Consider the following 9,057-nt stretch of genomic DNA (forward strand, 5'->3'; position numbering starts at 1 on the left):
ATGCGCACCCTATGGCGTGGCGGTCTTCCGGTGCACCAGGTCGTACAGCTCGCGTTTGGGCACGCCCGCTCCCTTGGCCACGTCGGCCACGACGAGGCTGCGTCGCTCCCCCTCGGCCACCCTGCGCTCGACCTCCGCGGCCAGCGCGCCGAGGTCGGGCTCGGCCTCGCCCGGCGCGTGGCCGGCGACGACGACCGTGATCTCGCCCTTGACGCCCGGGGCCGACCATTCGGCCAGCTCGGCGAGCCCGCCCCTGCGCACCTCCTCGTAGGTCTTGGTCAGCTCCCGGCACACCGCGGCCCGCCGGTCCGGCCCGAACGCCTCGGCCATCGCCTTCAGCGACTCGGTCAGCCGGTGCGGCGACTCGAAGAACACCATTGTGCGCTCCTCGGCGGCCAGCGCGCCCAGGCGGCGGGCCCGCTCGCCGGTCTTGCGCGGCGGGAAGCCCTCGAAGCAGAACCGGTCGCTGGCCAGCCCCGACACGGCCAGCGCGGTGGTGACGGCGCTCGGCCCCGGCAGCGCGGTGACGGTGACGCCCGCCTCGATCGCGAGCTGCGTCAGCCGGTAACCGGGGTCCGACACGCCCGGCATGCCCGCGTCGGTGATCACCACGACCGTCTGGCCCTGCTTCAGCGTCTCGACCAGTTCCTGGGCGCGGCCCGCCTCGTTCTGGTCGTAGTAGGAGACCACCCGGCCCCGCAGCTCGACGCCGAGGTCGGCGGCGAGCCTGCGCAGCCGCCTGGTGTCCTCGGCGGCCACCACGTCCGCGTCCGCGAGCAACTCACGCAGCCGCGGCGAGACGTCTCCCGCCTGACCGATGGGGGCTCCTGCCAGCACCAACCTGCCGTTCCCAGTCACCTGACCATTGTGGCAGGGCATCCCAATTAGACCGTGTTTCTTGGGTAAACACCGCTCTGGGGCCCGTACGATGTCCGAATGGCGGTGACCGATTCCCCGTACCAGGCCTACGAGAGCTCGGAGGTCGGCGAGAGCCAACCCAAGGCGCGGTCCGTACGCGATCGGATCGTCCCGCCCCTGCGCGGGAGCGTGTTGTGGGGGTGGCTCGGGCCGCTGATCGTCACCCTGTTCGGCGGGATCCTCCGGTTCATCCAGCTCGGCCATCCCAAGGCCGTGGTGTTCGACGAGACGTACTACATGAAGGACGCCTTCTCGCTCATCACGCACGGGGTCGAGCACGTCACGATCAAGGACGCCGACAAGGCGATCATCGCCGGCAACACCGACATCTGGCAGTCGTGCGCGCAGGAGCTGGACAAGTGCGCCTCCTACGTCGTGCACCCGCCGATGGGCAAGTGGATGATCGGCGTGGGCGAGTGGCTGTTCGGGCTCAACCCGTTCGGCTGGCGCTTCGCCGCCGCCGTGATCGGCACGCTGTCCATCCTCGTCCTGGCCAGGGTGGCGCGCAGGATGACCCGCTCGACGCTGCTCGGCTGCTTCGCGGGCCTGCTGCTGGCGCTCGACGGCCTGCACTTCGTGCTCTCCCGTACGGCGCTGCTGGACATCTTCCTGATGTTCTGGGTGCTGGCCGCGTTCGCCTGCCTGGTGGTCGACCGCGATCAGGCCCGTGAGCGGCTGGTCACCTGGTACGAAGACTCGCCGATCGCCCCGCAGGGCCCGTCGCTGGGCATCAGGTGGTGGCGGATCGGGGCCGGGGTGTGCCTGGCCTTCGCGATGTCGGTCAAGTGGTCGGGCCTGGCGTTCGCGGTCGCGTTCGCGATCATGTCGCTGCTGTGGGACTTCGGCGCCCGCCGCGCCGTGGGGCTGCGCCAGCCGTACGTGGGGGCGTTCAGCAAGGACGTGCCGCAGGGGGCGCTGGCGTTCGGGGTCGTGCCGTTCGCGGCGTACATGGCCACCTGGACGGGCTGGTTCGTCACCGCCGGCGGTTACGGCCGCAACTGGGACCAGGCCACCTCGGCGGGCAACCCGCTCTTCTTCGTCATCGACTCGATGCGCTCCTGGGTGAAGTACCAGTGGCAGGTGTTCACCTTCCACAGCGGCCTGGAGACCTCGCATCCGTACATGTCCGAGCCGTGGTCGTGGCCGCTGCTGCTGCGTCCGGTCGCCTTCTACTACGAGGGCGAGAGCAGGCAGAACGCCTGTGGCGTCAAGGACTGCTCGGAGGCGGTGCTCGGCGTGGGCACGCCGGTGATCTGGTTCGGCGCGCTGGTCGCGCTGGTGACCCTGATCGCGTGGTACGTCTCCTCGCGCGACTGGCGGGCCGGGGCGGTGCTGCTGGCCTACGGCATGGGCTGGCTGCCGTGGTTCTACTTCGCCCTCGCCGACAACCGGACGATGTTCCTGTTCTACGCCATTCCGATGGTGCCGTTCATGGTGCTGGCCATCACGTTGTGCGCGGGGCTGCTGATCGGGCCGAACGCGCCGAAGTTCATCGGCATGGCCACGCGCATGGGCATGGCCCCCGTGCCGGTGCGGCGTACGCTGGGGGCCGCCGTCGTGGGTGCGTTCGCGTTGCTCGCGCTGATCAACTTCTGGTGGTTGCACCCCGTTCTGTCCGGCGAGCTGATCCCCTACGTGGACTGGAAGGCCCGCATGTTGTTCGAGAAGCGATGGATATGATCACGTTACCGTCGGCCCGATAGGGATTTCTTAGGTAGTCGCTGTGCAAGACCCGATACGCACCGGATTCGGTCATCGTCAGGCCCGGGGTCGATACGGCAAACTTCGAGGCATGAGTGCACCGGATGTCACCGCCCTTCTCGCCGAGTTGGAGCGATCTCAGCCGGATCTGGCCGAGGAGGCCAGGACCGCCGTCGAATGGTTGACGGGTGGGGAGCCGCTGGAGACGGTGACCCAGCTCGACGTCTGCGAGTTCCTCTGGTACACGTTGCCGCTCAAGGTCGCGCCCCCTGCCGCCGGGCCGGCCAGATCAAGCGGAGACATGGAGCGCCTGGCGCGTTCGCTGGGACAGTTGCTCCAGCTCGGCGGCATGGACCGATACGCCGCGTTGTGTGAGTCCCCGACCACCGTGAAGATCCTGCGTACCTACGCCCTTGAGGGCGAGGACGCCGGCACGACCACCTACCAGCAGGCGCTGGAGGCCACGGGTGTGCTCCCGCCCGACGTGCCCGAGCTGCAGTGGAGCATGATCATGGGCCCTGAGGAGCTGGGCGCGCACATCGCCTGCTCCGCCGCGCTCGAACTGGCGATCGTGGCCGGCGAGAGCGTCGATCGGACCGCCCTGACCCGGCGCTGGCTCACCGAGCCGCGCGCCGACCTGGGCGGCGACAGTTGGCTCAACCGGGTGCACGGCGAGCGGCTCAACCGCTGGGTGCTGGGGCGTGGCCCGGCCAGGCGGGAGCTGGCGCAGCCGTTCGAGGTGCGCCTGCACGCCCCGGTGTCCGCGCAGCCGCTGCCGGCGCTGCATCGGCTGCTGTCCGTGGCGGCCTCCGGGGAGAGCCTGCCGCTGCGGCTGGCGCCCTCGCCCGAGGCGCTGCGGCTGCGTGACCTGGCCGAGCGGGAGCTGGGCGCGATCCGCCGCGAGGGCGCCAGGCTGTCGATCACCGACTACGGCCGACGGCTGCTGAAGTCGAAGTCGGCCATGTGGTCGGCGGTCACCCGGCTGCTGCTGGCCAAGGGCGAGCACGAGTTCGAGGTGTCGGCCAGGGAGGCGGCGCTGATGCTGCTGGCCGACGGCACGCTGATGTCGCCCGCCAAGCTGCGCGAGCGGGTGGCCGAGGTGGTGGGCGGCGAGGGCTGGCATCCGGCGACGAGCCTGGAGGACGTCTCGGGCCCGGTGACCGACCTGGTTTCCCAGCTCACGGCGCTGGGGCTGGCGTTCAGCGACGAGCTGGCGGTGCGAATGGACCGCTCCGGGCAGCTCGCGGCCCTGGCGGCGCTGCGGGCCCACGCCCTGCGGCCCAGGAAGTACGTCAGCTCAGCCTGACGGCGGTCGCGCGCGGCCCGTTCCCTGCGCGGGTCCGGGCCGTGTGCGACCCCGGGGAACCGCCCGAATACTCCGAGTAGTTACGATTGTCGGGAAATGCGCTACGTCGGAGGGGGCCGTCATGGAGCTGTTCCCGGCCATGCCGCTCGCGGAGTGGACGGAAGCAAAGGAGACCTTTCACAGGTTCGCGCAGATCGTGGGCAAGATCCGGCTGGCATCCAGCAACCGGCGCAACCACTGGTGGCAGGTGCCGTTCCACCCGACCGGCCGGGGGCTCACCACCCGGCCGATGGGCGGGCTGGGCGAACAACCGCTGTTCTGCGTCGACTTCGACCTCGTCCGTCACCGGCTCGTGGTGGACGTGTCCGACGGCCGCAGCGCCGAGTTCAGCCTGATCGGCCGCTCGGTCGCCTCGTTCTACGAACGGCTCTTCGAGACCCTGGAGGGTCTGGGGATCCGGCCGGAGATCTGGGCGGTGCCGTTCGACCTGGGCGACGACACACCGTTCGCCGACGACACGCTGCACGCACGCTACGACCCGGTGCTCATCAACCGGTACTGGCGGATCCTGTCGCAGGTGGTGCAACTCCTGGACCGCTTCGCCGCCGACTTCGCCGGCAAGACGAGCCCCGTGCACCACTTCTGGCACACCTTCGACATCGCGGTCAGCCGGTTCACCGGGCGGGTGGTCAAGGTCTCGCCGGAAACCGATCCGGTCACGCGGGAGGCGTATAGCTGGGAGGTGATCAGCTCGGGGTTCTGGTTCGGCGACAAGGAGCGGCCGTGGCCGGCCTTCTACTCCTACACCGCGCCGGAGCCCGAGGGCCTGGAACGCGAGCCGCTGCGCCCCGGCGCGGCCGAGTGGCTCCCCGCCAGGGGCAGCCATCTGGCCGTGCTGCGCTACGACGACGTCCGAGGCATGGAGGACCCGGTGGGGGGCGTGCTGGAGTTCCTGGACAGCGCCTACCACGCGGGGGCCCGGCTGACCGGGCTCGACGCCGAGACGCTGGCCTCTCCCGGCGGTGTCACGGATCCGTACTGGCGGCCACACACGTGAGCGCCCGCCCTCCGTGGAGAGCGGGCGCCCGACGAGTGCGTACCGGTGTGCGTGTCGCCTCTCGGCGAAAGGCACAACGCGGCTCCAGCCGAACGGTAGTCCGCGAAGGCAATAGGTGAGGCCCGGGGACACTGGGCACACCGGCCACGAGACATGTAACCACACCCCGGCGCGATCCATTCCCGCGCCACGAGGATCGATCACCGGCCGCCGGGCGGGGTCCCGCCCGGCGGCCGGCCCGTCACGCCACCGGGTGGGGCGGATCGGCGTCGTGGGGCGTGCCCGGTCCGGTCAGCCGGGCGGCCCTGGTGCGCAGGTACCGCTGCTGGGGCAGGCTCATGGCCCGCTGCGCCGCCTCCTCGTACGCCGCGCGGGCGCCCGCGTGGTCGCCGGACATCTCCAGCAGGTGCGCGCGGACCGCGATCGGCCGGTGGTCGCCGGCCAGCCGGTCGTCGTGCCGCAGGCGTTCGAGGGCGTCGAGCCCGGCGGCCGGGCCCTCGGACATGGCCACGGCGACGGCGTGGTTGAGCGCCACCATGGGGTTGTCCGAGCCGCGCCGCAGCAGCGCGTACAGGGCCGCGATCTGCGGCCAGTCGGTCTCCTCCGCGGTCGGCGCCTCGTCGTGCAGGGCCGCGATCGCCGCCTGGACCTGGTACGGGCCCGGCCTGCCGCGCGCGAGCGCGTTCGTGACCAGCTCGACGCCCTCGGCGATGAAGCCCGCGTGCCACCGCGAGCGGTCCTGCTCGGCCATCGGGATCAGCGCGCCGTCGGGGCCGGTGCGGGCGGGGCGGCGGGCGTCGGTGAGCAGCATGAGGGCCAGCAGCCCCGCCGCCTCGGCATCGCCGGGCAGCAGCCGGAGCACCATGCGAGCCAGCCTGATCGCCTCCGCCGCCAGCTCGGCGCGGTGCAGGTCGGGGCCCGACGTGCTGGCGTACCCCTCGTTGAAGATCAGGTAGAGCACGTGCAGCACCGCGTCCGTGCGCCGGGCGCGCTCGGCGGGCGAGGGCAGGCGGAACGGCACGCCGCTGTCCTTGACCCGCTGCTTGGCCCGGGTGATGCGGCGGGTCATCGTGGCCTCGGAGACCATGAAGGCGCGGGCGATCTCCGGCGTGCTCAGGCCGCCGACCGCGCGCAGCGTGAGCGCGATCTGCGAGGACGGCGACAGCGACGGATGGCAGCACATGAACAGCAGCACGAGCGTGTCGTCCGGCGCGGCGGCCCGCCGGTCGGCGGGCGGGGCCAGGCGGTCGTCCGGCAGGACGCGGGCGGCGACGGCGTCCTCGCGGCGGCGGCGTGCCTGCTCGGCCCGGAGCAGGTCGGTCAGGCGGCGCGCGGCCACCGTGATGAGCCAGGCGCGCGGGTCGTCCGGGACGCCGTCGCGCGGCCATTGCGTGGCCGCCGCGAGCAGCGCCTCCTGGACGGCGTCCTCGGCCGTGTCGAAATGCCCGAAGCGCCGGACGAGCGCGCCGAGGACCTGCGGCGCCAGCTTGCGCAGCAGGTCCTCGTCCGCCATGGCGGCGATCAGAACCCCAGGTCGTCGGCCGACTCGACGATCGGCCTGATGTCGGCGAAGGCGTTGACGTCGGCGCCGCCGGGTGCCGGGCAGCGGCCCAGGCGGCCCGCGATCTCGACGGCCCGGTCGAAGCTCTCGCACTCCACGATCCAGTAGCCGGCCAGCACCTCCTGGGTCTCGGCGTACGGGCCGTCGGTCACGTAGGCGGCGCCGTCCCGCATGCCGACCCTGCGGGTGTGCACCGGCGCGGCCAGGCCGCGGGTCTCGACCAGTTCGCCGGACTCCTCCAGTTCCCTGTTGACGGTCGTCATGAACGTCGTCATGGCCTCCATGTCCTCCGGCGACCAGGGGCCGCGGCCGGCGTCCTTGCCGGACATCTCGTCGTAGTCCTGCTGGGAGGCGTACGAAAGGATCATGTACTTCATGGGTGCGGTCCTCTCTCGTGGGCTTTCAACAGGGACGTCGGAGCCGGGGCGGCGCACCGGACATGGCACCATCGAAGACGTGTCATTCGCAACCACCCCCGGCGGAGTGAAGCTGTCCTACCAGGTCCGCGGCCATGGGCGAGCGCTCGTGCTGCTGCAGGGGCAGGCCAACGACCACCGCTGGTGGGACTCCGTACGCGCCGACTTCGACGCCTTCCAGACCATCACCCTCGACTACCGCGGCACGGGCGACAGCGACAAGCCCGACGAGCCGTACAGCACGCGCGGGTTCGCGGCCGACGTGGTGGCCGTGCTCGACGCGGCCGGCGTGCGGCAGGCGCACGTGTACGGCACGTCGATGGGCGGCCGGGTGGCCCAGTGGCTGGCGGCCGAGCACGCCTCGCGGGTCGGGGCGCTGGTGCTCGGCTGCAGCTCACCGGGCGGCTCCCACGGGGTGGAGCGGAGCAACGACGTACGCAGGTCGCTGGCCCAGCCCGACCGCGCCGCCGCCGATCGGGCGCTGCTGGAGCTGATGTACACGCCCGGCTGGCTGGCCACGCATCCCGGCCCGTACCGGACGACCGGCGACCCCGGCATGCCCGCCCACGCACGCCGCCGTCATCTGGCCGCCAGCGCGGGCCACGACGCCTGGGACGTGCTGCCCGGCATCACCGCGCCCACGCTGGTCGTGCACGGCACCGACGACGTCTTCAACCCGGCGGCCAACGCCCCGCTGCTGGCCGGCCGGATTCCGGGGGCCGAACTGCGGCTGATCGAGGGGGCCCGGCACGCCTACTTCGAGGAGTTCCGGCAGGTGGCGAGCCCGCTGGTGCTGGAGTTCCTGCGACGGCACGCCTGAGCGGTCACCGCCACCTGGCCGCCAGCGCCCCCAGGTCGGGGGCCGAGACGTGCGGGACGCCCATCACGCCCGGGTACGGCCCGCCGCGCCGGTCCAGGTACGCCCCCGTCAGGCCGGCCCGCTGGGCCCCGTCGACGTCCCACGGGTGCACGGCGACCAGGGCCGCCTGGGCGGGCCGCACGCCGGCCCGGCCCACGGCGTACTCGTAGGCGGCTCCGGCGGGCTTCCACGCGCGCGGGCCGCTCACGTCGAGCGTCGCCTCGACCAGGTCGAGCAGGCCCTCGCGGCGCAGGATGCCCGCGGCCCCACGTCCTCGAACCTGGCCCGCAGCGGCTCCATGTCGGTCAGCGTCTCGTTCACGTCGAAGATCACGACGTGCGGCCTGGTGGTCATGCGGTTTCTCCTCGCTGTGTCAGGGAGTCGAGTGCGGCGCGGACGCCGTCGCGCAGGGCGGCGGCCTCGGCCCCGGCCCGAGAGCGGAGGTTCACCCCGTAGGCGAGCAGGGTGAGCTGCTCGGCGGCGGCGTCCGGGTCGAGGCCGGGGCGCAGCCTGGCCGCGGCCAGCGCGGCGCGCATGGCCGCGCGCAGCCCGTCGTGGTGCCGGTCGAGCACGGCGCGCACCTCCAGGGTCGCCGCCTCGGCGTGGCCGTTGGCGATCATGCAGCCCCAGCGTGCGTGCTCGCCGGCGCAGCGGGTCTCGATCAGCCGGTCGAAGAACGCGGCGATGGCGGGCAGGCCGCGCCCGTCCTCGGCCAGGGCGCGGAAGACCGGCTCCGAGCGCCGTTCGACGTAGCGGCGCAGGGCCTTGAGGTAGAGGTCCTGCTTGCCGCCGTAGGTGGCGTACAGGCTGGAGCGGCTCAGGCCGGTCGCCGCCACGACGTCCGAGATGCCCGTGGTGGCCGCCCCGCGCCGCCAGAACAGGCGCTCCACCTGCTCCAGCACGGCGTCGGGATCGAAATGTTTCACGTCCGGCATCGGCTGCTCCCAACTTGGAACGACCATTCCAGGTTAGCGGATAACCGGTGGACCACTCACGCGCGGGCTTGCTAGGTTGCCTCGTATGTCCAGCCCAGAGGCATCAAGACGCTAGCCACCGGTCGTCCGGTGGCTGTTTCGCGCCGCTGCCCCCGCCCCTCGCGGCGGGTCTTCGCCATGGGCGCTCTCGCCAGCCGGATCACCGGGTCACGGTGGACGACGACGCCGTCGTGGTGACGGCGGTGAAGCTGGCCGACGACGGGAGCGGCGACGTGATCGTGCGCTTCCACGAGTCGCGGGGCGG

At 72.2% G+C, this 9,057-nt stretch carries 10 protein-coding genes; 4 read left to right on the plus strand and 6 right to left on the minus strand.

The features are described 5' to 3' along the window. Positions 1-9 precede the first annotated feature (9 nt). Positions 10-858: a 16S rRNA (cytidine(1402)-2'-O)-methyltransferase gene (gene rsmI, locus FAF44_RS06960; RefSeq protein WP_237102193.1), complete on the minus strand. Its 849-nt coding sequence runs from the start codon at positions 856-858 to the stop codon at positions 10-12. A gap of 78 nt (positions 859-936) precedes the next feature. Between rsmI and FAF44_RS06965 the strand changes: the two genes are divergently transcribed. From FAF44_RS06965 to FAF44_RS06975, 3 genes are all read left to right on the plus strand, one after another. Beyond that, complete coding sequence (locus FAF44_RS06965) at positions 937-2,598, plus strand: dolichyl-phosphate-mannose--protein mannosyltransferase (RefSeq protein WP_237102194.1); 1,662 nt, start codon at positions 937-939, stop codon at positions 2,596-2,598. A gap of 112 nt (positions 2,599-2,710) precedes the next feature. Next, the gene (locus FAF44_RS06970; protein WP_237102195.1) at positions 2,711-3,925 is read left to right on the plus strand and encodes a hypothetical protein; all 1,215 of its coding nucleotides are present in this window, start codon (positions 2,711-2,713) and stop codon (positions 3,923-3,925) included. A 121-nt stretch (positions 3,926-4,046) separates the two neighbouring features. Next, positions 4,047-4,982, plus strand: a complete 936-nt coding sequence (locus FAF44_RS06975; protein ID WP_237102196.1) for a DUF5996 family protein — start codon at positions 4,047-4,049, stop codon at positions 4,980-4,982. Positions 4,983-5,223: 241 nt separating this feature from the next. Here FAF44_RS06975 and FAF44_RS06980 read toward each other — a convergent pair whose 3' ends face one another. Beyond that, a complete protein-coding gene (locus FAF44_RS06980; protein ID WP_237102197.1) occupies positions 5,224-6,495 on the minus strand; it encodes an RNA polymerase sigma factor in 1,272 nt (423 codons plus the stop codon). An 8-nt stretch (positions 6,496-6,503) separates the two neighbouring features. Beyond that, positions 6,504-6,920, minus strand: coding sequence for a YciI family protein (locus FAF44_RS06985; protein ID WP_237102198.1), 417 nt, complete (start codon positions 6,918-6,920; stop codon positions 6,504-6,506). A gap of 79 nt (positions 6,921-6,999) precedes the next feature. On the opposite strand from FAF44_RS06985, the gene FAF44_RS06990 reads away from it, so the two are divergent. Then, positions 7,000-7,779, plus strand: coding sequence for an alpha/beta fold hydrolase (locus FAF44_RS06990; protein WP_237102199.1), 780 nt, complete (start codon positions 7,000-7,002; stop codon positions 7,777-7,779). 4 nt (positions 7,780-7,783) lie between these two features. Here FAF44_RS06990 and FAF44_RS06995 read toward each other — a convergent pair whose 3' ends face one another. Genes FAF44_RS06995 through FAF44_RS07005 form a run of 3 tightly spaced genes read right to left on the minus strand, consistent with a single transcriptional unit; the run spans position 7,784 to position 8,753 of the window. Then, complete coding sequence (locus FAF44_RS06995; protein ID WP_237102200.1) at positions 7,784-8,026, minus strand: hypothetical protein; 243 nt, start codon at positions 8,024-8,026, stop codon at positions 7,784-7,786. Beyond that, positions 8,023-8,172, minus strand: coding sequence for a hypothetical protein (locus tag FAF44_RS07000; RefSeq protein ID WP_237102201.1), 150 nt, complete (start codon positions 8,170-8,172; stop codon positions 8,023-8,025). The genes FAF44_RS06995 and FAF44_RS07000 overlap by 4 nt, the downstream gene beginning before the upstream one ends. Then, positions 8,169-8,753: a TetR/AcrR family transcriptional regulator gene (locus tag FAF44_RS07005; RefSeq protein ID WP_237102202.1), complete on the minus strand. Its 585-nt coding sequence runs from the start codon at positions 8,751-8,753 to the stop codon at positions 8,169-8,171. Before FAF44_RS07005 ends, FAF44_RS07000 begins: the two co-directional genes overlap by 4 nt. Positions 8,754-9,057 lie beyond the last annotated feature (304 nt).

The organism is Nonomuraea sp. MG754425 (assembly GCF_021699195.1).
In the GTDB taxonomy this organism is placed as follows: Bacteria; Actinomycetota; Actinomycetes; order Streptosporangiales; family Streptosporangiaceae; genus Nonomuraea.